This is a genomic window from Hyphomonas sp. TMED31 (assembly GCF_002172815.1).
Lineage (GTDB): Bacteria > Pseudomonadota > Alphaproteobacteria > Caulobacterales > Hyphomonadaceae > Hyphomonas > Hyphomonas atlantica.
Genome location: NZ_NHCK01000061.1, coordinates 1 through 26,094 on the forward strand (window position 1 = coordinate 1; position 26,094 = coordinate 26,094).

18 protein-coding genes, 1 tRNA gene and 1 pseudogene are annotated in these 26,094 nt (G+C 60.1%); 3 read left to right on the top strand and 17 right to left on the bottom strand.

The window, feature by feature from the left end:
• Window positions 1–463 precede the first annotated feature (463 nt).
• From CBB91_RS09340 to CBB91_RS09360, 5 genes are all read right to left on the bottom strand, one after another.
• On the bottom strand, window positions 464–865 hold the full coding sequence (locus CBB91_RS09340) for a hypothetical protein (RefSeq protein ID WP_273013716.1): 402 nt from the start codon (window positions 863–865) through the stop codon (window positions 464–466).
• 179 nt (window positions 866–1,044) lie between these two features.
• A tRNA-Lys gene (locus CBB91_RS09345) sits at window positions 1,045–1,120 on the bottom strand.
• A gap of 780 nt (window positions 1,121–1,900) precedes the next feature.
• Window positions 1,901–3,043 carry a tRNA guanosine(34) transglycosylase Tgt gene (gene tgt / locus CBB91_RS09350; protein ID WP_273013718.1) on the bottom strand — a complete coding sequence of 381 codons (1,143 nt, stop codon included), beginning with the start codon at window positions 3,041–3,043 and terminating at the stop codon, window positions 1,901–1,903.
• Between the two features lie 42 nt (window positions 3,044–3,085).
• Window positions 3,086–4,078, bottom strand: a complete 993-nt coding sequence (locus CBB91_RS09355) for an amidohydrolase family protein (protein ID WP_273013719.1) — start codon at window positions 4,076–4,078, stop codon at window positions 3,086–3,088.
• 94 nt (window positions 4,079–4,172) lie between these two features.
• Window positions 4,173–5,060, bottom strand: a complete 888-nt coding sequence (locus CBB91_RS09360) for a division plane positioning ATPase MipZ (RefSeq protein WP_051602708.1) — start codon at window positions 5,058–5,060, stop codon at window positions 4,173–4,175.
• 579 nt (window positions 5,061–5,639) lie between these two features.
• Here CBB91_RS09360 and panC point away from each other — a divergent pair.
• Window positions 5,640–6,518, top strand: coding sequence for a pantoate--beta-alanine ligase (gene panC / locus CBB91_RS09365; protein WP_273013720.1), 879 nt, complete (start codon window positions 5,640–5,642; stop codon window positions 6,516–6,518).
• Here panC and CBB91_RS09370 read toward each other — a convergent pair.
• The 4 genes from CBB91_RS09370 to xylB all read right to left on the bottom strand — a co-directional run bounded on the left by CBB91_RS09370 (window position 6,502) and on the right by xylB (window position 11,669).
• A complete protein-coding gene (locus CBB91_RS09370) occupies window positions 6,502–7,593 on the bottom strand; it encodes a histidinol-phosphate transaminase (protein ID WP_345906793.1) in 1,092 nt (363 codons plus the stop codon). The genes panC and CBB91_RS09370 overlap by 17 nt on opposite strands.
• A gap of 52 nt (window positions 7,594–7,645) precedes the next feature.
• On the bottom strand, window positions 7,646–8,689 hold the full coding sequence (locus tag CBB91_RS09375; RefSeq protein WP_273013722.1) for a LacI family DNA-binding transcriptional regulator: 1,044 nt from the start codon (window positions 8,687–8,689) through the stop codon (window positions 7,646–7,648).
• A gap of 174 nt (window positions 8,690–8,863) precedes the next feature.
• Window positions 8,864–10,210 carry a xylose isomerase gene (gene xylA, locus CBB91_RS09380; protein WP_273013724.1) on the bottom strand — a complete coding sequence of 449 codons (1,347 nt, stop codon included), beginning with the start codon at window positions 10,208–10,210 and terminating at the stop codon, window positions 8,864–8,866.
• A gap of 13 nt (window positions 10,211–10,223) precedes the next feature.
• Window positions 10,224–11,669 carry a xylulokinase gene (xylB, locus tag CBB91_RS09385; RefSeq protein WP_273013726.1) on the bottom strand — a complete coding sequence of 482 codons (1,446 nt, stop codon included), beginning with the start codon at window positions 11,667–11,669 and terminating at the stop codon, window positions 10,224–10,226.
• A gap of 213 nt (window positions 11,670–11,882) precedes the next feature.
• On the opposite strand from xylB, the gene CBB91_RS09390 reads away from it, so the two are divergent.
• Complete coding sequence (locus CBB91_RS09390; protein WP_273013728.1) at window positions 11,883–12,770, top strand: aldose 1-epimerase; 888 nt, start codon at window positions 11,883–11,885, stop codon at window positions 12,768–12,770.
• 5 nt (window positions 12,771–12,775) lie between these two features.
• Here the strand turns inward: CBB91_RS09390 and CBB91_RS09395 are convergent, their stop codons facing one another.
• Window positions 12,776–13,828, bottom strand: a complete 1,053-nt coding sequence (locus CBB91_RS09395) for a LacI family DNA-binding transcriptional regulator (RefSeq protein ID WP_273013730.1) — start codon at window positions 13,826–13,828, stop codon at window positions 12,776–12,778.
• Between the two features lie 137 nt (window positions 13,829–13,965).
• Complete coding sequence (locus CBB91_RS09400) at window positions 13,966–15,090, bottom strand: endo-1,4-beta-xylanase (protein WP_273013732.1); 1,125 nt, start codon at window positions 15,088–15,090, stop codon at window positions 13,966–13,968.
• Between the two features lie 119 nt (window positions 15,091–15,209).
• On the opposite strand from CBB91_RS09400, the gene CBB91_RS09405 reads away from it, so the two are divergent.
• A complete protein-coding gene (locus CBB91_RS09405; protein WP_273013734.1) occupies window positions 15,210–16,949 on the top strand; it encodes a glycoside hydrolase family 43 protein in 1,740 nt (579 codons plus the stop codon).
• A 56-nt stretch (window positions 16,950–17,005) separates the two neighbouring features.
• On the opposite strand, the gene CBB91_RS09410 is transcribed toward CBB91_RS09405, so the two are convergent.
• From CBB91_RS09410 to CBB91_RS09435, 6 genes and pseudogenes are all read right to left on the bottom strand, one after another.
• A complete protein-coding gene (locus CBB91_RS09410) occupies window positions 17,006–19,585 on the bottom strand; it encodes a glycoside hydrolase family 3 protein (protein WP_273013736.1) in 2,580 nt (859 codons plus the stop codon).
• A gap of 73 nt (window positions 19,586–19,658) precedes the next feature.
• Entirely contained in the window at window positions 19,659–21,086 is a 1,428-nt protein-coding gene (locus CBB91_RS09415; protein WP_273013738.1) for a sugar porter family MFS transporter, read from the bottom strand.
• A gap of 699 nt (window positions 21,087–21,785) precedes the next feature.
• On the bottom strand, window positions 21,786–22,826 hold the full coding sequence (locus CBB91_RS09420) for a DUF3137 domain-containing protein (RefSeq protein WP_273013739.1): 1,041 nt from the start codon (window positions 22,824–22,826) through the stop codon (window positions 21,786–21,788).
• A gap of 66 nt (window positions 22,827–22,892) precedes the next feature.
• The gene (gene ilvD, locus CBB91_RS09425) at window positions 22,893–24,620 is read right to left on the bottom strand and encodes a dihydroxy-acid dehydratase (RefSeq protein WP_273013741.1); all 1,728 of its coding nucleotides are present in this window, start codon (window positions 24,618–24,620) and stop codon (window positions 22,893–22,895) included.
• A gap of 64 nt (window positions 24,621–24,684) precedes the next feature.
• A complete protein-coding gene (locus CBB91_RS09430) occupies window positions 24,685–25,680 on the bottom strand; it encodes an isoaspartyl peptidase/L-asparaginase (RefSeq protein ID WP_273013743.1) in 996 nt (331 codons plus the stop codon).
• Between the two features lie 42 nt (window positions 25,681–25,722).
• Window positions 25,723–26,094: pseudogene (locus CBB91_RS09435) on the bottom strand (valine--tRNA ligase); the annotation flags it as partial.

A 26,094-nucleotide genomic window follows, 5' to 3' on the forward strand; every position in this document is an offset into this window, starting at 1 on the left:
GCGGGTCGCCCGTTCTCAGACGTGCCAGCAACCGGTCCCGAACCGCAATTCGCGTGTCCCTGTCCATCAGCGCATCCTTTCTGCGCCGAAGACTTAGCCGGTGCGCTTTCGTCAAACAATGATCCAGCTGTCGCAATCCCCCGCACTCTCAGGATTTTTGGGTACGATAACAATGCGCCCTGCCGTCCCAATCCGGCGCGTGGGCCCTGGAGCTATCATGAGCTTGGTCGGCTTTTCTGGCGATTGCGCCGGCCATTAAAAGGTCTGGAGCCCCACAGGACGAAATCTGGCTCGTCTTCAAGGCTCCCGGCGGATGGACGGCGCTCCCGCGTGCACACGGGGCCACCCAATTCCATCCAACATACCAAAACGGCCCCAGCCAACGGAGCTTCGCTCCATCCGCCAAGGACCGATCAGGCAAAAACCGGACGGGCAATTACCCGGTCCGGCTTTTCATGCTGCACTATTGCTTGGTTTCGACGCCAGGATCATTCTGTGAATAAGCGTCTTCCAGCTCCTGCGTATCCGGCGCGGGCGTCTTGGCGCCAGCCTTGGTCGCCTCAGCGCCCGCGTCTGCATTCAGCGTCCCAGGGGCATTAGGGTGGCGGCCATCGCGGGGCATCAGGACCGGATTGTTGCCTTCGTCGAGACGTTGGGCGCGCTCTGCTGCCGTGCCGGGGGCATCCGGGCGATCTTTCTGGCCGTCATCTCTCAGGAAGCCATGTTCGCCGTCTCGGGGCTGGTCAGCGGTTTCGCGAAAGCCTGCCTGGTTGGTGTCATCGCGTCCGGGCGTTTCGCCCTCTCCGCGCTGTTGGCTCAAATCGTTTCGGCGCTGGGGATCAATATCTGTCTCGTACTTGCTCATGATGGTCTCCTTTCAGAAAACCAACGGGCCGAACAGCATGGATGTTCCGACGGTTCTAACGGTCGGGTTGTTAAATGGTCGTAATTGGAAAAAAGTCTTCGCTGGGGCGTCAGGCATTCCGATCCGGAAATCGACCCTCGATCGATTTTTTGCCGCTACGCGTCAACGGAAGGAAAGAATGGTGTGCCCTACAGGGGTCGAACCTGTGACCTACTGATTAAAAGTCAGTTGCTCTACCGACTGAGCTAAGGGCACGCCGGAACGCGCGATTTAGGCGACCAGAACGGTCGGGTCAACCGCCTCTTGCACCCTATGGCTTGAAGTCGCCACAATTTTCGCATCACCCTCGCCAGATGAGACGTATATGGCCCCTAATTCCTGTGATTCTTCTGGTTGGCGCCTGCGCCAGCCAGCCTGCACCTGTTCAGCAGAAGACTGATTCGGATGGCAATCTGACGGAAAATGTCGGAGACGCTGCCGGCAGCGCCTACACCCAGACNCGTGACGGCCTNGGCGANGCGGCCCTNTCTCCGCTGGAAGATCTGAATCTGCGCCGCCAGCCNATTCCNGANATCCTGAAAGGCGTCGAAAGCCCCTACAANCTGCCGCAGGAAATGACCTGCNAACANATCACGGCGCAGATNGCGGCACTCGACGCGGTGCTTGGCCCTGACTGGGANACGCCTGTTCCTGACGAGCGGCTGCGCACCGAGAAACTTGCTGATTCTGCGTCAGACGCCACGCTGGNCGCGATTGCGTCAGAGGCGCGTGGTCTGATCCCGTTCCGCGGCATCGTGCGCAAGGCCACCGGCGCNGAAAGCTATGAGAAGAAATACAACACCGCCTTCAAGATCGGCGCNCAGCAGCGCGCCTACCTGAAAGGAATGGGACTGGCCAAGGATTGCCCCCTGCCCGCCCGGCCGGANTTTACNGCAAAGCGGGACCCCACAGCNGTTACCTATAAGGGGGATGCCCCCACNGCCCCGAACGAGCCCGCCGCCTATGANGCCTACNAGCAGAAGCAGCTGNACAATCTTACGCCCGTTCATCCTTCGGACTAGATTTCGTCGACGCCCAGGCTGTCTGCAAACGCGTGCGCAGCGCCTCAAACCGNCCTTCGGCGATGGAGGCGCGGATTTCCTGCATCAGCGCCTGGAAGAACGCGGTATTGTGCCAGCTGAGCAGCATCGGCCCGAGATACTCACCGGCCTTGAACAGGTGGTGATAGTANGCGCGGGAATAGTCCTGGCTCGCCGGGCAGTTCACAGCCTCATCCAGCGGAGACACGTCTTCGGCAAAACGCGCATTCTTCACGTTCACCGGCCCATCCCAGGTCCAGGCCTGACCATGACGCCCTGACCGGGTCGGCAACACGCAGTCAAACATGTCGATCCCGCGCGCAACGCTCTCGACCAGGTCAATCGGCTTTCCGACGCCCATCACATAACGCGGTAGATGATCCGGCAGATGCGGGACCGTCATGTCGATCGTGGCGCACATCTGATCATGCCCCTCTCCTACGGCAAGACCGCCAAGCGCGANACCACCAAAACCTTGCGAGACGACCCCNNTGGCGGATTTCTCCCGNAGGTCNGCATAGTTCGACCCCTGAATAATTCCNAAAAGGGTCTGCNCGTCGCGGTCACCGAAGGCNTCCANCGAACGCTGGCCCCAGTCCAGCGACAAATCGAGACTGCGCTCGGCCTCTTCATGGGTACAGGGATAATCTGTGCATTCATCCAGCTGCATGGAGATATCGGCACCAAGCAGGTCCGCCTGAATCTCGATGCTGCGCGCGGGCGTCAGCCGATGAGTGGAGCCATCAATATGGCTCTGGAAGGTCACCCCATCCGGATCCATCTTGCGCAGCTGCGCCAGCGACCAGACCTGAAAGCCGCCACTATCGGTCAGCATCGGACCATTCCAGTGCGCAAAAGCATGCAAGCCACCAAGACGCTGCACGCGCTCAGCGCCCGGTCGCAGCATCAGGTGATAGGTGTTGCCGAGGATGATATCCGCCCCGGCATCCTTCACCTGATCCATGTAGAGCGCCTTCACCGTGCCGGCTGTGCCGACAGGCATGAAGGCCGGCGTGCGAATGTCGCCGCGCGGTGTTTTCAGAACGCCAGTCCGGGCCTTGCCCTCAGTGGCGGAGATTTCGAAAGGAAAAACTGCCATATCGGCGCTATAGGCGCTCTGGTGCGGCCTGCCTAGACGCGCCTACAGCCGATAGATGCGTCGGGCGGTTTCGCTGAACAGGGCGCGCTGCTCCACTTCCGAATATTTTGCGGCAATCTTCTTCAGCCCGTTCCACAAGACTGAATAGCTGAGCGACCAGCGGTCGACCGGGAAATTGCTCTCGAACATGCATCGCGCCGCGCCGAAGCAATCGATCATGTGATCATAATAGCGCGCCTGCGCCTCCACGAACTCGTCCGAGGTCGGCGGCGTCTCCCGCTCGTGCCAACCCCAGCCATTGTCGGGCATGGCGAGACCGCCCAGCTTGGCGACCACGTTCGGGCAATGCGCAAGGTCGGCCATATCGTCCTGCCATTGTTCGAAAATTTCCTCGCGCTTGTCGGCATAGGGTCCGATTCCGATGGGCGTGCCGAAATGGTCGAGCACCATCGTCGTGTTCGGAACCGCCTTCACAAGATCGAGGTAATCGCGGTTTTGGTGGTGATAGTGCCAGGTGTCATAGGACAGGCCATGCTCCCCCAGCAGCTGAACTCCGCGGCGGAAATCATCATCCGCATAAAGGCGTTCCGGCGCCCGGCCGGGAATGCGCAACGTCGCGCCGCTCGTGTCGCGCGAGCCAGCGTGGCGAATACCGCGGAAGAGCCCCTTGGCGGCCTCCATGTGGGCCTGCAGCACCTCTTCCAGATGCGAACTGCGCAGGTCAGCATGGCCAACTATGCCCGCGATATAGGGTCCGCCTTTCGTCTTCATCTGCTCCGCCGCCGCAACGATGAATTCTGTTTCACCGACGGGTTTCAGATGGTCTGGCCCGTCTTCGCGGTACGCCGCGCCGCATTCCATGAAAACGGTCTGCACAATCTTATGCCCNCTGGTCAGGTCGCTCAGGAATTCCGGCACGTTGTAGTGCATNTCGGNCTGGGGCCAGAGATGATGATGCGGATCGACGATTTCGCGGTCAGGGTCGATGATGTCTTCCTGAACCTGTGCCAGCCAGTCGCTATTGTTGAATACCATCTGCGTCCTCCTGTTTTTGCAGGAGTGTGCGGCCCAGAAACGTGAAAGGCCAGCCCGAAGGCTGGCCAATCGCAAAATCTGTTGTGTCCGGAGATCAGAACTCGATTTCTGCCCCGACCAGTTCCGGCAATTGCAGGATGATCAGCAGGTCGCGCATTTCCTGACGCGCTGCGACATGGCTCATCGTGAAGGATACGTTGGAGCCCTTCTCTGTCAGGTCCAGCAGGGTCAGGCCGGCCGGGAAGAGTTCGCGGTAGATCACACGCTCTGACAGGCCGGGCGCGAGGCGGAAACCGATCCGCTTCGAAAGATTCGTCAGCGCCTCACCGACGCGTTCCTTGTTGCGTGCAGCCAGCGGNGACATGCGGTTGCGCATCACGATCCAGTCAATCGGACGACGCGAGGTCTGCGCCTTCTTCTTGCGGCAGGACCAGACCATTTCGGAGTAGAAACTCGGACGCAGAACTTCCAGCGTCTGCGGGTTCACATCGCCCAGCAGGTCAAAATCCACAAAGCTGTCATTCAGCGGCGTGATCAGCGTGTCTGCATTCACATGCGCCAGTCGGGACAGATANGTGTCGCCTCCCGGACCATCGATGATGATGAAGTCACACGCCTTTTTCAGGCGCGCTACACTGCTGAGGAAGCGTTGGGTTTCTTCGGACTCCGCCTTGTCGAGATCGCGCTCTGTCGAGGCATCCACACGCACGATTTCCGGCATTGGAAGCTTCGCACCGGTGGACTGCATCCAGCGCAGGCGGTTTTCGAGATAACGCGTCAGGCTGCGCTGGCGCACGTCGAGGTCGATGACGCCGACTTTCTTGCCCATCCGCATCAAAGCGACCGACAAATGCATTGACACCGTGGACTTGCCTGCACCGCCCTTTTCATTGCCCACGACAATGACACGGGCCTCGCGCTGCTGCGCTGACAGGTCCGGGCCGCTTACCGTTTCGAGCGGTGCGAATCCATCAGCGGGCATTACGGGCGACTCCTTCAGGGGTATTTCAGCAATTCAGGGTTCAGGCGACGTGGGACATCTCGGCGCTGGCCGGCTTGCCTCTGCTGATCACATCCATGAACAGGTCGGCATCTTCCAGCGGCGCTTCGCCGTAATGTGCAGCCATCGGCTCGCCATCGAAGAGAACATCGTCAGACATGATCGGACCGAACGCAGCCTGCATCGGCAGCTCAGCGCTGACGGGGGCGTGCGCCGCAATGTCGGTCAACAGGCCACGGAGGCTGGAGAGCGTGTNGGAGACACGGCCCAGATCACGGGAATACAGCTCGGCAGATTCGGTGACCGGGCTGCCATCGCGGTCAAACATCCACTCGTCGACCGACGGGTTCAGATACTCTGTAATCGGCTCTGGCATGGCCGTTACAGCTTCCCTGGACTTGCCTGCAGCCAGTCGGAGACCGATAGAAAGCGCGAAGGTTTTAAGCGGAGCGAGAATGCGATGTGTCATGAGTTAGAAATTCCTCCGAATGGGTTAACAACGCGTTTACGAAATCCTCTGGCAGAGTGTTTTAAACAATCCTCAGACGGGAAGTTTTCATAGTGAATTCGACGACAGGTAAGTTAACGGCAGCCGTTCGCTCGCGCGCCGAATTGCAACAACAGGTTCGGGCATGGCGCCAAGCCGGTGAAACTATTGGATTTGTTCCGACGATGGGNGCCCTGCATGGCGGACATCTTTCTCTTGTGGAAAAAGCCGGCCGACATGCCACNAANACCATCGCNAGCATCTTCGTGAACCCCACACAGTTCGCACCGGGCGAGGATTTCGACACTTATCCCCGGGACGAATCGGCNGATNGGGCAAAACTCGATTCGGCNGGCTGCGACCTGGTCTATTTGCCNACAGTCGAGGAAATGTATCCGGAGGGCACGCGCACCAATGTGCGTGTCGAGCAAATGTCGGANCTGCTGGATGGCATTTACCGCCCCCACTTCTTCTATGGTGTGGCCACGGTCGTGGCGCGCCTGTTCCTGCATGTTCAGCCGGATGTCGCCGTGTTCGGCGAAAAGGATTACCAGCAACTCCAGATCATCCGCCGCATGGTGAAGGACCTTGGCTTTCCCATTGAGGTTCTTGGCGGGGAAACGACGCGCGACGCCGATGGCCTGGCCCAGTCGTCGCGCAATCTCTACCTGTCGCCGGAAGAGCGCCGCGCAGCCGGAGCGATGCAGGCCGCGCTTCACCGCGCAGCCATGCGCCTGTCCATCGGCGCGATGCCGTCTGACGTGCTTCAGGAGGCCCGCGACCTGATCATGGCGTCAGGCTTTCGTGAGATGAACTATGTCAGNCTGGTCGATCCCGCTTCATTGGAAGACCTGCCAGACGCGCCCCTGCCCCACGGAACGGTTGCTCGCCTGCTCGGCGCAGCCTGGCTCGGCAAGACGCGTCTGATCGACAATATCAGTGTGACGCGGTGAAATCCGACAAGGCGGCCAGAACGGCCTGATTGTCCTCAGCTGAGCCAACCGTAATGCGCAGACGTGACGGCAGNCCGTAGCCGCCGACCGCACGCACCAGAATGCTGCGCGCCTTGAGGAAATCATTCGCCCCACTCGCGCGCTCGGCCGTGCCGAAATCCGGCAGGATGAAATTCGCATCACTTTGCGGCGTGGGAAGCCCCATTGCATTCAGCGCCTCCNTCATGCGGGTGCGCCATTCAGAATTGTGATCCCGGCTTTTTGTCAGGAAGTCAGCGTCGCGAATGCTCGCCATGCCGGCAGCGACGGCGAGGCCGTTCACATTGAAGGGGCCGCGGATACGCTGGTAAGTCGCCGCNATTTCTTCCGGCATGTANGCCCAGCCCAAACGCAGCGCGGCAAGGCCGTGGATCTTNGAGAANGTGCGCATCATCACGGTGTTGGCCTTGCNGTCNACNAGGTCNCGNATCTGCGCCTCATAATCCGGTCCGACATATTCGGCNTANGCCCCATCGACCACGAACAGCACGTGCGGCGGGAGCGCGTCCTGCAACTGCTTCAGCGCCTCGACGGGCATCATGGTGCCCGTTGGGTTGTTCGGGTTCGCGAGGAACAGGATCTTTGTCCGCTCAGANACCGCGCCNAGNATGGCNTTNACGCCNGCGGTCANATCNGTNTCCGGNACNGTCACNGGCGTTGCGCCNTGCGANANNGCNGAAACGCGNTACATGGAAAAGGCGTGCTCGGTGAACAGGATTTCGTCGCCCGGCCCGGCATAGCTTTGCGTCAGAAGGTGGATGATCTCATCGGACCCCGCAGAGACCACCACACGGCTCGCATCNGCGATTCCTGTTGCCTCNGCGATCGTTTCCCGCAAGGCGCGGTATTCNGGATCGGGATAGACATGCACATCGCCTGCTACGGCTTTCATGGCCTCGATAGCCTTGGGGCTCGGCCCGAACGGGTTCTCGTTCGAAGCAAGCATGATCACGGGGCCTGTGGCGCCGGCGAGTTTGCCACCGGGCACATAGGGCTTGGTCTGGGCGATATGCGGGAGAGGCTTGATCTGGGTCATCGCCGCGCGACTTACACGAAAGCGGCAGTCTGGGGAACTCGCGATTTGCGCGTCAGTCCTTTGGCGCTGCGGTCGATTCGCGNAACATCAGTCGATAATCGAGCAGCTTGTGTCGCGGAGTGTCGCCGTTTGGAGACGCCTCTTCCAGCAACATGCTGACAGCCTCTGCGGCGAGTTCACGGCTTGGCTGGTAGATCGTCGTCAGCGACGGGCTGATCGTGGTGGCCAGCGGCGTGTCGTCGAACCCNACCACGGAAAGCTGTCGCGGAACGTTGATCTGCTTGCGATANGCAACGGCAAGGACGCCAGCCGCCATGTCGTCATTGCTGGCGAAGATCGCCGTGGGTCGACGGTCCTGCCCGAGCATTTTCTCAGCGGCGAGCACACCGGAATCGAAGGTGAAGTCGCCATCCTGGATCAGGTCGGGCACCTTGATGATTCCCGCCTCAGCGAGCGCNTGGCAATATCCGGCAAAACGCCGACGCGCCTGGGCGTGTGTGTCTGCNCCCTTGATGAAGCCGATGCGGCGATGGCCGAGCTTGATGAGGTAGTTNGTCATCTCACGCGCGGCGGCGGCGTCATCTATGGCGACNTCCTGCCCATGCTCGACATCTTCGGCGGGCGCGATGCGGACGAAGGGAATGCCCCGGTCCTGTAATTCCGAGATCAGCTTGTCGTCATCCGAAAGTGGCGGCGTGAGAATGGCGCCGGCCAGCTTGGTTTCTGCGCGCAAGGCNAGAAGCGAAGNATGATTGTCGCTGCAATCTTCCGTGATGAGGCTGTAGCCATAGGCCTGGCAGCGCTGGAGCGCGCCGAGCTGAACTTCGCCGATATAGTTGCGGGAGGGGTTTGCGTAGAACAGGCAGATGATCTGGCTGTGGCGCGCGCGTAAATTCCGGGCATTGTGATTGGTGCGATAGTTGAGCGTCTTGACCGCTTCGAGNACTTTGACGCGTGTTTCTTCGCGNACATTGGTTTCGCCGTTGAGCACCCGGCTGACCGTCTTGAAAGACACCCCGGCCTCGCGCGCCACGTCGATGATTGTGGCGGGCCGGACGTTGCCGGTGGCCCGTTGTGTTTTCAGTCCGTCAGTCATTGCGGCTCCTTGGGTGGAGCCTTCAGGAGCCAAACGGCCTCACTGCCTGCGACAGCCGCAGGCCGATCCGACCACTCATGAAGGCATGGTGGCCAAATCTAGCGTTTTTGTCCCTGCAGTGACAAGGCCTTGCCAATCGGGGCACCCCGCTGGCAAGGCCCGNTACTGTCCTGACTATTTCAGGCTGCGGTTCACCAGGTTTTCGAGCATTTCCTGGCGGCCGCTCGTATGAGACGGGTTGAGGCCCGATTCGGCTGCCTTGTTGGCAATGCTTTCGAGGCTGGCGCCTTCCGACAGCATGAGCTTGCCGAGGTCGGAATTCTCCCAACCGGCATAGCGCTCNGATTTGAGCTTGGCGAGTTCGCCCTTCTCCAGAATGTCCGCCGCGGAGAGCAGCGCCCGCGCAAGCGCGTCCACNCCGCCGACATGTGCGTGGAACAGGTCTTCCACTTCGCTCGACTGGCGACGTACCTTGGCGTCGAAGTTGAAGCCGCCTGTGTCGAGGCCACCGGACGGCAGCAATTCGATCAGTGCCAGCGTGATGTCACGAACGTCCAGATTGAACTGGTCCGTATCCCAGCCATTCTGGTAGTTGCCGCAATTGATGTCGATCGAGCCCATGATGCCGAGTGACACCGCTGTCGCGATTTCGTGCGCGAAGCTGTGGCCTGCGAGTGTGGCGTGGTTTGGCTCNATGTTCACATGGACTTCGTTCTCAAGACCGAACCGCTTGAGGAATCCGTATACGGTTGCCGAGTCGAAATCATACTGATGGTACATTGGCTCGTGCGGTTTCGGCTCGATCAGGATCTTGCCCTGGAAACCGATCTTGTGCTTGTGGTCCACAACCATCGCCAGGAAGCGGCCGAAATTGCTCAGCTCACGGTCGAGGTCTGTGTTCAGGAGCGTGTCATAACCTTCACGGCCACCCCAGAGCACATAGTTCTCACCGCCAAGCGCTTCAGTCACTTCCAGACAGTCACGCACCTGACGCACGGCGCAGGCCGCGACTTCCGGGTTTGGATTGGTCAGGCCGCCGGCCCCGAAGCGAGGATTGCTGAACAGGTTTGCGGTGCCCCAGAGCAGCTTGACGCCGGTGGCTTCCTGATAGGCNGCAAGGCGATCGGCCTGGCGCTTGAAATTGTTCGACAGCTCGTTCGGCGTCGCTGACTCTTCNGTGACGTCGACATCGTGGAAGCANTAGTAAGGCAGGCCCAGCTTGCTGAAGAATTCAAAGGCTGCGGCCATCTTCGCATCGGCTGCGGCGCGGTCATTCGCGGCGCCATGCCAGGGGCGATTGAACGTGCCACCGCCGAAAACGTCAAAGCCGTCCCAGCAGAAGGTGTGCCAGTAGCAAACCGCCATGCGCANATGGTCTTCCATCCGCTTGCCCATGACCATCTGGTCCTTGTTGTAATAGCGGTAGGCCAGCGGATTGTCGCTGTCTGGTCCTTCAAACTTGATCGGGTCAATGCCCTTGAANACGGGGTCACCGTCCACTTTGATCTGTCCGTCAGCCATTGGTCATATCTCCTTAGAAGGTATCTTTCAGGGTACGGTACAAAGTACCGAATTTCTCATATTTCGGGGCGAGCTTGTGGATGTCTGCTTCCTTCGGCTCGACGATTTGCAGCACTTCGGGCGCTTCAAACATTTCTTCGATCGATCCGCCCAGCACCGAATAACGGGCCAGTCTCGCCGCGCCGTAGGCCGGCCCGGTCGCCGCGCCATCGCGGTAAACCATCGGACGATCCAGAACGGCTGACAGGATGCGTCCCCAATAGGTGGACTGCGCCCCGCCGCCGATGACGGAAATGGAATGCACATCAACGCCGGACTCGACCAATGCCCGGAAGCCNTCTGCCATNCCGAAGGCAACGCCCTCCAGCACGGCCTGCCCGATCTGTGCGGACCCGGAATCATGGGTAAGACCAAACAGGACACCCGACGCGTGAGGATTATTGTGAGGTGTGCGTTCGCCAGACAGATAGGGGAGGAAGAATTCAGGCCCGGTCAGGCCCGCCTCTGTCTGCGCAAGGCGCACAAGTTCACCCGCATCGGATGTCCCGGTCAGTTTGACGGCCCAGTCGAGNCANCTTGCGGCGCTCAACATGACCGACATGAGGTGCCAACGCTCCGGCAGGGCATGACAGAAGGCATGCGCCGCAGACTGAGGGTTGGAACGGAATGTGTTGCCTGCAACGAAGATGACACCGGATGTGCCGAGCGAGAGCAGCGCCTCACCCTCGTCAATCACGCCGACGCCCGCCGCACCGGCGGCATTGTCCCCGCCCCCGGCGACGACCGGGACGCGATCCATGCCCCATGCCTCAGCCGCCTCCTGGCGCAGGATGCCAGTCACTTCGTGGCCTTCATAGAGTTTTGGCATCTGGTCGACGGTCAGGCCGCACGCGGCGAGCAATTCTTCAGACCATGTCCGCTCNGCCACATCCATCCAGAGTGTTCCGGACGAATCCGACATGTCGGATGCAAGCTCNCCTGTCATCCGCAAGCGGACGTAATCTTTCGGCAGCAGGACTTTTGCGACTTTTTCNAAGGCCTCAGGCTCATGACGGCGAACCCATTCGAGCTTCGGCGCAGTGAACCCCGGCATGACGAGATTGCCACCCTTCTCGACAAANGCNGGCGTGTTTTCCTGCAATTCGCGGCACTCATCAAAGCTGCGCCCATCATTCCAGAGAATGGCCGGACGGATNGGCGCAAGGGATTTGTCGAGCAACGTCGCGCCATGCATCTGACCTGACAGGCCGATGGCTTTCACCTTGTGGCGACGGTTCACGTCCAGCTTGGCAACGGCCATGTTGGTGGCCGTCCACCAGTCGGACGGGTTTTGNTCNGACCATAGNGGCTTCGGNCGCGAGATCGGNAGNTCTGCCTGGCTGACTTCGATCTGCCGGCCCGCCTCATCGATCAACGCCGCCTTGACGCTGGATGTGCCAATATCAATCCCNAGAAACACGTNTCCAATGTCCTCCCTGGCAGTCGATCTGAACGCGACNGCTCGTAAATGATAACGCTATCATTNCATATCTGCCACCTCAAGAGCGCAAGATCAATTCGGAAAAACTCGCAANTCTGTCGCATCCCANTCCAAGAGAGNAGCCGATGCGCCTTTTCATGTTAGCGTTCTCATGCTTTTTAGCGNCAAACAGAACAATATGGGAGACCCGCAGTGGCTGATTCCCCTGCGCTGGCGCAGCTTTTACTTGAAAATGGACCCCTGACTTTGACGCTCCTGCCCGGCCTTGGCGGCAGTGTGGGTGCGCTGAGGCACAATGGAGAGGACGTGTTGCGCCCCCTGTCCCCGGATGCAGAGCCAAGCCCGCTTGAGACCGCTGGCTTCCCCCTCTTCCCGTTTTCAGGCCGAATCTCGGATGGGCACTTCACATGGCAGGACCGCCGTGTGGCGCTGCAGCCGAACTTCCTGCCCGAGACGCACGCCATTCATGGCCAAGCCTGGCTGAGCGCGTGGCGGGTGGCAGACAGTGATGAGGCGCGCGCGCGCCTCGTGTTCGAGTATGAACGCGGCGACTGGCCCTGGCGCTATCGTGCCGAACAGGACTTTCGACTGCTGGAAGACGGGCTGGAACTGACCCTGTCCCTCACCAACAAGTCAGACGAGTTGATGCCCGCAGGCTTCGGCTGGCATCCCTATTTTCCGCGCCAGGACGCGCGCGTGAAGGTGGCCGTGGATCGCATCTGGAAAGCAGAGACCGGCATGATCCCGGATCAGCTGACCCAGCCAACCCCGGCAGAAGACCTGACGGACTGGCGCGTGGTCGACCAGCTTGATCTCGACAATGCCTACACAGTAGCGACACCGNGCGCGGAAATGGAGTGGCCAGGCCGCCGCCTGCGCGTTGATATGACATCAGACCCCGCGCTGGGTCATGTCGTCGTTTACGCGCCGCCGGGGCAGGATTTCTTCTGCGTCGAGCCNGTCAGCCATGCGCCCGACGCGGTGAACANCNNGCATNCNGCAGACGTCACCGGCCTGAAAACCCTGTCTCCAGGCGAGACGCTTTCTGCAAAAATATCGCTTAAAATCAGTGCTGTCTGACTGCGCTANCTGACGCGCTTGACGGAATCGCGTTCGATGATTGCGACATCCAGAACCGGGTGCAGGTCCTTGCCTGCCTGATCCTCGTCCCCGATGAATGAGGCGAGNAGGTCCACTGACTGATAGCCCATTTCGGCAATCGGCTGGCGCACGGTTGTGAGCTGTGGCCAGATCGCGCTGGCAATCGGTGTGTCATCGTAGCCGACAACGGAAATGTCTTCGGGCACACGTTTGCCATGCCGGAAAGCGGAAGCGATCACACCTGCCGCCATGTCATCATTGCTCGCAAAGATGGCCGTTGGCGCGTCTGCCATATCGAGCATCCGGTCGGCCGCTTCCATGCCACTGCGATAGGTAAAGCGACCCCGNCGCACGAGGTCNGGGTCNATCTCAAGCCCGGCCTCCGCCATCGCCATCTGGAACCCGCTATAGCGGCGATGGGACGAGATCTGGTCTTCCGCACCGATCACGAATCCGATGCGCTTGTGGCCTCGCTCAATCAGGTATTCTGTCATCTGCTTTGCAGCGGCCTCGTCATCGATCGACAGGCTGGTGCCGGACCCGGACCGTGTGCGCGGCGCGATCAGGACACAGGGAATGCCAACTTCATCCAGCTTGGACAGGAGCAGGTCATCTTCGCTGAGCGGGGGCACGACGAGGATGCCGTCCAGCCCGGCGCCGCTGACNCGGCCGACGAGTTCGTCGACATCTTCAGGCTCTTTGTAGGAGGAGAAATCTTCCAGCACCAAATGGTGCCCCGCCTCGCGGCAGCGGTTCATTGCGCCGATCAGCAATTCGCTGAGATATGAATTGCTGGGATTGTTGAAGATCATGCCGATGAATAGCGAGTTGCCGCCTGCCAGACTGCGCGCGAGCAAATTGGGCCGGTATTTGAGCTCGCGAATTGCCTCTTCGACGCGTGCACGGGTGGCCTCCCGCACAACATCGCGCCGGTTCAGGACGCGCGACACGGTCATCTGGGACACTCCGGCGAGTTCCGCCACTTCCTTGATGGTTGCGTGTTGCCGGCGTCCCGACTTTGAAATTTTTTCGGCCATTCTTTTTATTCTCTTCCCTCAGCGGGTCGCACTACCCGCTGTTCCTCAATTATCGCGCATATTCTCAACTATGAACATCAAACGGTTTCTGTAATTTTTACAAGACGATTCAGGCAGATGGCGAGTCGTGTCGCACCCTAGGCCCGAACAGGTGCCGCACGCAGCGCCGCTGCAACGGCATCGTGCATGAGTTTCGGGCGATAGTCGGAATCATACAGGGTTGGACGCTTCGCGATCCCGTCTTCGCGGGGCTTGAAGCCCTGAAGCCAGCTGTGATTGTCAGCGATGCCCCAGACGAGAAGATCCTTTGTCTGCTCATAGCTGAACATCATGTCGAGATAGTCGCGCGTAAAGGCCGCGATTTCCCGATCCCTCTGGGCAATTCCGGGCACCATCATGGAATCATTCACGTCGAATTCAGTGAGATAGATATCGAGCCCCATGCCGATCGCCTCTTCCACGAAGGCCCGCCAGATCTTCTGCTGGGTGGCNGTGAACGCCGATGGCGGGGCATCATTGGAATGGCTNTGGATGCCGAGCGCATCAATTGGCGCGCCATTGCGCTTCANCCGTTCGAGGATACGCAGCACGNCGGAACGATGTTTTTCATGGCTCGGTTCCCAGCTCATGTAATCATTGTAGGCCAGCGTGGCATTCGGCGCCGCGGCGCGGGCGGAATGGAAGGCGAAGTCCAGGACATTCGCGCCCATCGCACGCGTGAAAGAGGTTTCGCGAATATCCCCCGTTTCCGGGTCGATGGTCTCGTTCACCACATCCCAGGAATAGATGAAGTCTGAATGGCGAGAGGCGACGCGTTCGATATAGCCGCCCAGCAGCGCTTCGGCCTCAGCGGCGCTGGCGAATTGCTTTTGATTGACCCAATCCGGCAACCAGTCGGGATGTTGCCAGATCAGCGTGTGCCCCCGCATGCCCAGCCCGTTTGCCTTGGCGAAATTCACAAGTGTATCGCCGGGCACCCAATTCATCGCATCGGGGGTTGGCTGGATGGTATACATCTTGTGCTCATTCTCGGCCACGATCACCGCGCAATCGCGCAGGACGATGTCGAGGTATTCAGCCTGATTGACTTCGCGGGCATCCATGGACGTGCCGAAGCGAATGCCTTTTGCCGCCGCGAGGTCTTTCAGCGGGGGTGTTTCCCCTGAACGGGCAGATGTCACGCTTTCCGGTGTCGCGCACGCGGCGGTGCCGGCTGCGGATGCCAGCATGGCGAGCGTGTGGCGTCTGGTGAGTCGAGTCATGTTTCCTCCCTTGGGCTCATCGACCTTTTCGGCCTTGGCATCGTAATTATGATAACGCTATCATAGCCAGATCAGAAACCGGGTCCAGACCGGACACGAGCATNAGGGAGCCCAAACAGATGACCGACCGCCCCATTTCACGCCCTGCCGCCGCCAGCGCGCTTGCCATAGCTTTGGCAATGNTGACGGCCTGCGGCGCGCCGGATGCGCCCACCCAGCAGACCGTCACNGAAACATCTGATGCGAGCTTTTCCTATTTCACCTACTCCGGAAACGATCCGGTGTTTGATGCGCCGCTTGAGGAGAATCAGGCCCGCAATCCGATCCTCGCTGGATATTATCCAGACCCAAGCATCGTTAAGGTGGATACGGAGTATTACCTTGTAAACTCCTCCTTCACGCATTTCCCGGGCATCCCGATTTTCCGCAGCCAGGATCTGGTGAACTGGACGCAGATTGGAAATGTGATTGATCGGCCAGACATGCTGGACTTNTCCGGGCTGACCGTATCCCGAGGCGTATTCGCCCCGACGATCGAGTTTCACGATGGCTTNTTCTACGTGATCAATACATGTGTGGATTGCGGCGGCAATTTCATCGTCACNGCAAGGGATCCGGCCGGCCCCTGGTCTGATCCGCAATGGCTGCCCCATGTCGGNGGGATCGACCCGTCGNTCTTCTTTGATGAGGATGGCAAAGTCTACATTCTGAACAATGATGCGCCGGAAGGTGAACCGCTCTATGAAGGCCACCGCGCGATCTGGATTCGTGAAGTCGACGCGGAAACCTTCGAGCCGATTGGCGAGGCCGTGGTCGCGGTAAATGGCGGCGTGGACCTCTCACAACAGCCCGTCTGGATCGAAGGNCCGCACCTCTACAAGGTGGACGGCACCTATTATCTCAGCGCGGCAGAGGGCGGCACCGGACCACAGCATTCCCAGGTCGTCCTGACGGCTGACTCNCCNATGGGCCCCTTTACACCGCATCCGGACAATCCTGTNCTCACGCAGCGCGACCTGCCTGAAGATCGCCCGAACCCGATCACATCTGTCGGACATGTGGACTTCACGCAGGATGATGACGGAAACTGGTGGGCTGTCTTCCTGGGGACGCGCCCCTATCAAGGAAATGAATACAATACCGGGCGGGAAACCTTCCTGATGCCGGTTACCTGGGAGAATGGCGCGCCACGCATTACCGAGCCCGGCGAAGTGATGTCTTATGTGGTAGAGCGCCCGGCCTTGCCCGCTCAATCGCCCGGCCCGCTGCCCCTGACCGGAAACTTCACCTACACGGATGAGTTTGATGAAGCGGCACTGCCGATGCACTGGCTGATGGTGCGCACGCCCTCTGAGCAATGGTATCGACTGGGCGGAGGAAATCTTTTCCTGTCGCCGGACGCGGAACCGATTGGCACGGCCGGACAACCGAACTTTCTGGGACGACGCCAGCAGCACACCAATGCCGAGGCGGTGACCGAAGTCTCCTTCACCGCCCGCGCCCCCGGCGCGGAGGCTGGTATCGCGGCTTTCCAGAATGATGCGGCCTATTACACGCTCGGCGCAAGTGTGGACGCAGATGGCACGCCTGTGGTGCGGCTGCGCAAGCGATTTGGCGACGACATGCCAGAGACGGGCGAAGTCGTGGCAGAAGTCCCCGCTGCCTCAGGCAATGGCGAGCCGCTGAAGCTCAAGATCGTGGCGCGGGGGCCGGAACTCGATTTCTACCAATCCGGCACGGAAGGCAATTGGCAATCCGTTGCGCTGGAGCAGGATGGGACCATCCTCAGCACGGACAAGGCGGGCGGCTTCGTCGGCACGCTGTTCGGCGTCTACGCCCAAAACGGATCGTCCGACTAACCAAAAAAAGGCGGCCCGGAACTGGGCCGCCTTTATATTCCCTTGTGGGAAAGCGCCTATTGCTCAGCGCACTCCACATCTCCGGTCGATGGCTCAAGCCGGACATCCGCAATCGCGACCGTGCCTGCCTCAACCGTTCCAATCACAGCCGGAATATCGACGTGTTCAAGATTGGTCAGACCCATGCAGGCCGTTGGCGCACGATACTCTGCCCACTCGTCTCCGGTAACCGTGAAGACCTCAACCGTCTCGCACTGTCCACTCTGATCGCAGGAGCCGCTGATCGCCAGCTTGTGCTCGCCGCCATCCGGCACTTTGGCCGCGAAGACGATATCCAGACCGGCTTCGCCCGCATCGCTCAAATCGACAGCGTTCGCGAAGGAGCCGATATAGAGCGCGCCTGATGGCTCGGACCATGACATGACCAGCGCATCTTCCTGAATCTCATAGTCTGTCCGTGAGACAGAGAGACCGGCCAGTTCCGTTGCACCGGCTGGAAGCGTCGTATACGACCCTTCAAAAGCAAGCAGCGCGCTCCAGCGATCACCGGGACGACCGCGCTTGAACAGCGTCCGTGGATCTGCATTGCCTTGCAGGTCTTCCGACAGGCCAGGGTCTTCGCTCAACTCGCCGAGATTGGTCGCGGTGTCGCCATAGCTGAGGCCGTAGCCATAGGCGAACAATGGCTCATACGGCGCATCTTCAGAGTTCAGCAGGCCCGGCTGTGCGGAGGCTGGCCACGAGAAAGACAAACGCCCTGTGAAGTCATGCTCCGGCTCCGTCTGGAACAGGACGTCTGCAATACCGCCCCCTTCAGAGCCCGGCAGCCAGGCCGCAACGAATGCGTCGGAATCATTGATCTCTGGATTCACCCAGAGCGGACGCCCGGACAGGAAGACCGATACAACCGGCACGCCTTTGTCCTTGAAGGTTTCCAGCGTCTCGGTGTCAAAGCCATTCGGTACGAAATCCATCGTACGGATGTCACCGATGCCTTCAGCATACGGGTTTTCGCCATAGACGGCGATCACGACATCGGCGTCCACATCCGATTCCCCGGAAGGGTCGAAGACAAGCGTGCCGCCACCTGGCAGCAGCGCCTTCTCGATGCCCTCGAGAATGGATTCACCATTCGGGAAATAGCTGTTCTCATATCCGCCGCCCTGCCAGGACAGGGTCCAGCCGCCAGCGGCCTTCGTGATGCTGTCTGCGCCATCGCCGATAACCAGAACGGTCTGGTCTGTGGACAGAGGCAGGAGATTGTCATTGTTCTTCAAGAGGACAAGCGATTCCCGCACTGCGCGGCGAGCCACTTCGCGCGCTTCATCCGTGGCGAGCAGGCTTTCATCATTTGCGCCCGGACGCGCGCTTGGTGCCGGCTTGTCGAAGATGCCATAGGCGAGCTTCACACGCAGGATGCGGCGCACGGCGTCATCAAGGCGTTCCATCGGGATGTTGCCATCCTTCACGTGCTGCAGCGTGCTGTCATACAGGCCACGCCAGCTGTCCGGCGCCATATACATGTCGAGGCCGGCATTCAGAGATTGCGGGCAGTCCGTATTCGTACAACCTGGTACCTGGCCATGACCATTCCAGTCACCCACAACNAATCCGGTGAAGCCCATACGGTCTTTCAGAACCTCGGTCAGCATGGCGTGGCTGCCATGCATCTTCACGCCCTGCCAGCTTGAGAAGGACGACATNACNGTCTGCACACCGGCTTCGAGCGCGGTGAAATATCCCTGTGCGTGAATGTCGATGATCTGCTGTTCGGTCGCCTGCGTTTCACCCTGGTCGATGCCGTCCATTGTGCCGCCATCGCCAACATAGTGCTTCGCGCTAGAGATCACCCGACCATTACCGAGGAAGTCTTCATCACCGGGGCGCCCCTGTAGTCCGTAGACGATCCGTTCGGCATATTCGCGGACGATTTCCGGGCTTTCGGAATATCCTTCATAGGTCCGTCCCCAGCGATCATCGCGCGGCGTGGCAATGGTGGGCGCAAAGGTCCAGTCATGACCGGACACGATCAACTCTTCTGCCGTGATGCGGGCAATATCTTCGATCAGGTCCGGATTGTTCGCGGCGCCAAGGCCGATATTGTGCGGAAAGATGGTCGCCCCGGCGAGGTTGGCATGGCCGTGGACGGCATCAATGCCCCAGATGATCGGAATTGCAATCTCGACGCCTTCCGGGTCGACGGAGGCCTCCCAATAGGCATCGGCCGCAGCGATCCAGGCATCCATCGGCGCGAAGGCCTCATCGCCGGGCGCGGAGCTGCCGCCGCTCAACACAGAGCCGAGACGGTATGTCTTCACATCTTCCGGCGTGACACTGTCGCTGTCCGCCTGAATCACCTGGCCCACCTTCTGTTCCAGAGTCATCTTCGACATGATGTCGTCGATCTGCGCCTCAATCGCCGGGTCGAGTGCGGGAACCGTAATCTCCGGCCATAGCTCCGGCGTCACGACAAGATCGCGTTCAGTCATCAACGCGGTTTGCACCGGTTCGGCAACAGTCAGCGTTTCAGTCGTCTCGGCCTCTATCGGTGTGTTTGCGCAGGCGGCAACCAATGCCACACAGGCGACGCCACCCAGCAGTGAAATGATTGACGATTTCCGGACAGCCTTGGCCATCGCGACCTCCCTTGTTGATTTGTAAAAATCGCCCTCGCCGAACGTCCGGCGAGGGCGGAATGGTCGAAGGGCCCTAGCCCTGCATTTCCTCAAGCTCGAGTCCCTTGGTCTCGCGGACCGCCTTGAACACGAAGAAGACCGAGATCAGCGCGCACACGGCATAGAAGCCATACGCACCAGCCAGACCGATACCAGCCGTTGCCAGCATGATCGGGAAGGTCATCGTGATGGCGAAGTTGGCAATCCACTGAGCAAAGCCNGAGATGGCGAGACCCGCGCCGCGCACCTGATTCGGGAACATCTCACCGAGCGCCACCCACATGACCGGGCCCCAGGATGCGTTGAAGAACACAACATAGGCGTTCGCTGACAACAGGGCGATCAAGCCATAGCTGCCCGGCAGGCTGACGGCGCCATCCACCGTGACCGCATTGGAGAAACAGACCACGAGCAGTGCCAGNGTGACCGTCATGCCAACGGAGCCGACCCAGAGCAGCGGCTTGCGGCCGATCCGGTCGATCAGCAGAAGCGCGATGATCACAGCCACAATGGAGACTGCCCCGGAGATGATGTTGATAAGCAGGGCATCGCTTTCGGAGAAGCCGACCGCCTGCCAGAGAACCGCACCGTAGTAGAAGACGACGTTGATGCCGACCAGTTGCTGGAACACAGCCAGCCCGATGCCGACCCAGACGATTGGTTTGAAGCCGAACTGGCCCAGCGCATCCTTGAGAGATGGCTTGTGGTCATTGGCGAGCGACTCTTCGATTTCGTCGACCTTGCGGTGCGCCGCTTTTGCGCCGGAGAGACGTGTCAGGATCGAACGCGCCTGATCCGTCGACCCCTGGGCGACGAGGAAACGCGGGCTTTCAGGAATGAACAGCAAGGCGACGAGGAAGAAGGTTGCCGGCAGCAATTCCATCCAGAACATCCAGCGCCAGGCTTCAAAGCCGAGTANCCANTCATTCATGGCTGATCCACCGGTCGCCTGCGCGATCAGATAGTTCGAGACGAAAGCGATGAAGAGGCCACTAATGATCGCGACCTGCTGGATCGAGGACAGNCGCCCGCGATACTTCGCCGGAGCAACCTCGGAAATATAGGCTGGCGACATGACGCTGGCAGCGCCGACGGCCAGTCCGCCGATCACGCGATAGATCACGAACTCTGTCGACGATCCCGCAACACCGGACCCGAAAGCCGAAATGATGAAACAGACTGCCGCCACGATCATCATCGTACGGCGGCCAAAGGCATCTGACAGCGTACCGGCCAGTGCCGCGCCGACAGCACAGCCGAGCAGCATGGAGGCCACGTTAAACCCGGTGCCGATATCCTGTGAATTAAAGGCCACGCGCAGGCCATCAACCGTTCCGTTGATTACGCCCGAGTCGAAGCCGAAAAGAAATCCGCCGATCGTGGCGACGGCGGTGATCAACAGAACCTGGCCAAAACTGCCCTGTCCTGCATCTGTGTTTACAGTCGTTGATGCGTCGCTCATTCCCGCGCGCCCTCCCATTTATCGCGGCAGGCAACCCCCTGCCCGCTTGTCTGCTTATTCCGAAGCGTAGCCTCGAATGTTATCGCACAACAAGGAGCCCATCAAAATCAAGTTGTCAACGTTGACACGTATGAGAATTTTNGTGGGCAATGCGAGTCAGTGCGATGGCGAACGGCCAGATGCGCACCAACGGGCGGTCAGGTCCAGAGTGACGTGAAGAACGTTACGGCGTTATTTATCCGTCGCACAGCTCTGATTATAGGACGCGATGTCCTGATTGAACTGGCGGGCAAGTGCCTGCAGGGCCTGTTCGGTGCCCATCAGCTCTTTCTTCGCTGCCTGGTAGGCCGACTTGTTCTGCTCCGCCTTCTCAGCGTGGGAGGCCGATGCGAGACGGTGGATCTCCGCATCTTCCCAAGCTTCGCCCTTCGCCTCGACGCTTTCGGCCAACTTGTCCCGCTTCACTTGCAACGCTTCGATCTCAGCCTTCTTTGGGGCCATGGTTGCGGCCATTGCCTTGCAGCGCTGAACGTCCGCCGCCGTCATCGCCTGGGCGATAGCGGTTTGCGTAACAGCAACAANCAATGCAGCAGCAACAACAGATCTCATCATGGAAGGGGCCTTTCTCTCTCGTGTCGGCTTTATGGCAGGATGTCACTGAAGCAAAGCTGAACGCGCCTGCCCCGGAAGCGCCCCATTTCAGGATGGATCGCGGGCCAGGCCTTCATTGCGGCGGCCAATNATCACNGCGTCCATNATCCCGAAGATTGCGGCGAAATCCGTAAGCAGCTCCCGCACGCGGTCCACGCTGTCGAGCGGCTTGAACATGCTGCCCGGCTCAAACAGGTCGCCACCTTCCAGCGTGATGAACATCTCGCCGCCATCAAAACAGGCCTTCAGACGACCTCCATGAAAGGCTTTCTCCAGATCGACGAGATTTTGCATCAGATCCGGCGTCAGCAGGAAGCGGCTCTCGACCTGATCGGTCGTGTATACCTCGAAAATCTTTTCAAACACCGGATCTTCCAGCGACGCCCGGCTCATGCCCTTGCCGCCGCCGAAGCGGTTGAAGAAGCCGGCATCCCGCGTGATCAGGGTGCGGCCATAAAATGTTTTCGTGAACTGGAAGCGCAGGCATTGGCCTTTGAACACCGTCACCCAATGCGTCCGGGTGCGCCCCTTGGAATCAGTTGAGGATCGCCGCTCCTCCAGATGAGCTTCAAACAATTCAAAATCGACGCCGTGCCGCTGGCCTGTCAGCAGGTCCTCATAACTGGCACGGTCCCAGATGGGTACGGTGCGGACATGGCGATGCTTGTAAATCGACTCAACCGAGCCGGGNTCAGCGGTGAAGTTGAGACCCAGTTCACGCACGACCGGAAGNACGATCAAATCCTTCGCCTCCTTCCCCAGTCGCCGGACATCGCGGCCGCCCCAGTAAAGATACCCAATCCCGATAACGACCGCGATGATCGCGGCAATAGGGTGACGCACCAGAAACGCGCCGGCCAGTCCGCCAATCACGGCCAATGCAATGCCAACATATCGCGCNTGGCGGGCCTTCGCGACGGCGTCCTGACGTTCGGCCTCGCGGGTCAGCAAGGCAGGCCGGATCTCATCCTGAAACAGGCGCGGAAACCCNTGAAACTCTTCTGGCAGGTCGCCCAGGGCCTTCAGCACATCCGGATCGACCGGCTNCTGCGTTGNGCGGGGATCAATCGGAGGGGTATCCTGAGTCATCTGGGGCGGCCTCTAGCAAACAGACCGCCCCAGTTAAGCTTGGATTCGTAGCGGGTAAAACCCGTGTCAGATATCTGCGTAGACGTGTCGCTCGCCTTCGAAGCCCGGATGGGTCGTNGCGCCCTTGTGGNCCGGACCAACCAGCGCTGCGAATTTGTGCAACGCGCCGGAGCCATAGGCCGTGACGCGCGGTTTCCATTCGCGCTTGCGATCTTCCAGTTCGGCGGGCGTCAGGCGCACATCAATCGTGCCCTTCTCGGCGTCGATCGTGATGATGTCACCATCCTTGATCAGGCCGATCGGGCCGCCTTCCTGCGCTTCCGGACCAACATGGCCGATGCAGAAACCACGGGTCGCGCCNGAGAACCGGCCATCGGTGATGAGGGCCACCTTGTCGCCCATGCCCTGGCCGTAGATCGCGGCAGTGGTCGACAACATCTCGCGCATGCCAGGGCCGCCCTTTGGCCCCTCATAGCGGATGACCAGAACGTCGCCTTCCTTGTATTCGCGATTGGTGACGGCCTTGAAGCAGGCTTCTTCCCCATCAAACACACGGGCCGGACCGGAGAATTGCAGCGCGTGCAGGCCAGCCACTTTCACAATGGCACCGTCCGGCGCAAGCGATCCCCACAGTCCAACGACCCCGCCCGTTGGCGTGATCGGGTCTGTCGCCGGGTGGATGACTTTCTGGTTCGGATCCCATTCGATATCTTCGAGATATTCCGCCCAGGTCTTGCCAGTCACCGTGAGGCAATCGCCATTGATCAGACCGGATTCGTGCAGCGTCTTCATCAGCATCGGCACGCCGCCCGCTTCACCGAAATCCTTGGCCACATAGTCGCCGCCAGGCTTCAGATTGGCAATGTAAGGTGTCTTCTGGAAGATCTTCGCAACGTCTTCGAGATCGAACTTCACGCCGCACTCATGCGCCATGGCAGGCAGGTGCAGCGCTGCATTGGTGGAGCCGCCCGTCGCGGCGACGACGATGGCGGCATTCTCGAAAGCTTCGCGCGTACAGATGTCCCGCGGGCGCAAATTCTTCTCAAGCAGCTGCATCACGACTTCTCCGCTGGCCACAGCGTAGCCATCGCGGTCGGTGTAGGGGGCTGGCAGCGCAGACGACAGCGGCAGCGCAAGGCCGATGGCTTCGGACACACACGCCATAGTATTGGCCGTGAACTGGCCACCACAGGCACCATCGCCCGGACAGGCCACTTTCTCCAGGGCGTGCAGCTTCTCGTCCGTCATGGAGTTGGACCCGGCCGCATGCGCACCGACAGCCTCGAACACGTCCAGCACCGTCACGTCGCGCCCCTCATAGGAGCCCGGCAGGATGGAGCCGCCATAGAGGAAGACGCTGGGCACGTTCAGACGCAGCATGGCCATCATCATGCCCGGCAGGGATTTGTCACAGCCTGCAATGCCGACCAGCGCATCATAGGAATGGCCACGCATCGACAGTTCGACGGAGTCCGCAATCGTGTCACGGCTGACCAGTGAAGACCGCATGCCTTCATGGCCCATNGCGATGCCGTCGGTNACNGTNATGGTGCAGAATTCGCGTGGCGTGCCGTCNCCCTTCTTCACGCCTTCAGACGCGGCATGCGCCTGGCGCATCAACGCGGTGTTACACGGGGCCGCCTCATTCCAGCAGGATGCAACGCCGACCAGCGGCTTTTGAATGTCCTTGGTCGACAGGCCCATTGCATACAGGTAGCTGCGGTGAGGTGCGCGCTCCGGACCTTCGGTAACGTGGCGGGAGGGCAGTCTTGATTTGTCCCAGGTCTTGCTCATGAGGGTGTTCTATCCTGTTTGGTGTTGATTGCCCCTAGCGCGCAATCCTTTTGCGGAAAAGAGGCTAATCGTCGCCATAGATGGCAGTTCTTGCCCCGGAAGGGTCAACGACGCCCCGGTACATGCCNTCCGAATTGAAGACAAAGGCGAAGGTGCCATCCGCGCCGATGACGATTACGCCGCCATCGCCGCCCAGTTCTGCNACTTCGCCCAGCGCTGTTTNGGAGGCCTGTTCAATTGTCTCGCCGNCCAGCTTTACCCGGTCGCAGATCGTTTTTGCCACGCCGACGCGGATGAAGTACTCACCATGCCCGGTCGCAGAAACGGCGCAAACGCCATTCTCTGCATAGGTCGCCGCGCCGATCAGCGGGGAATCNCCAACGCGGCCAGCAGCTTTCGCCGTCATGCCGCCCGTTGTCGTCGCCGCTGCAAGGTTACCGTCCTTGTCGATGGCAACCGCGCCGACCGTGCCGTGGCGATCTTCGGCGGTACGCTGCCTGTTTTTCAATACACGCTCCAACGCGTTCTGCCGACGCTCCGTGTAGAAGTAGGAATTGTCGACCATGTCGAGGCCCTGCCCCTCGGCGAAGGNATCCGCACCATCCCCAGAGAACATGACATGTTCGGACCGCTCCATCACGGCGCGGGCGGCCTTGANGGGATTGCGCACGCGCTTCACGCCCGCCACAGCACCAGCATTTCGCTCGCGACCATCCATGATCGATGCGTCGAGTTCGTGTTCCTGGCTGGCTGTCATCACTGCGCCATAGCCGGCATTGAACAGCGGATCGTCTTCCATCGGGATGACCGCCGCCTCAACCGCATCAAGCGCGCTGCCGCCCGAGCGCAGAACATCAGCCCCGGCTTCAAGCGCGGTTTCCAGCGCCGCGGTGTAGGCCGCCTCCATTTCCGGACTCATGCCATCGCGCGTGATCACACCGGCGCCGCCATGAATGACCAGCCGCCATTCAGGCATGTTCGGCTCGGCCTCTGGCGCCGTGGGCGTGGCGCAAGCGCCCAGCAAGACCGCCGCAGCGGTCATCAGGTAGCGAAGGGTCATGAGGGAAGCTCCTGTTCATCCGGATCAGGATGCCCGCAATGATCAGAGACCTTCAAGCCCCTTTCGGGCAACTTTCAGCTTTTCGCGCCGGGCCGTCCAGTCAACGATGCGCTCGCGGTTTTCCTCGACAATCTCTGCTGGCGCGCGCGAAACGAATTTCTCGTTCGACAGCTTCTTCTCGGTCGAGGTGATGTCCTTGTCGAGCTGGGCGAGTTCCTTGTCGAGCCGTTTGCGGGCTTCGTCGATGTCGACAATATCCGCGACCGACAAGGCCGACATGGTTTCGCCGATAACTGCCGTGACAGCGCCGTCGGGGGTGGTGTCGGTCATGGAGATGTCTTCCAGCCGCGCAAGACGCTTCAGGACATCCTCATGCGTCATTGCCCGGTTTTCGATCTCCGCACCGGCATTGAC

Coding starts and splice junctions, on each gene's coding strand:
- CBB91_RS09340 (WP_273013716.1), bottom strand. CDS start 865: ATGAGCAAGTACGAGACAGATATTGATCCCCAGCGCCGAAACGATTTG.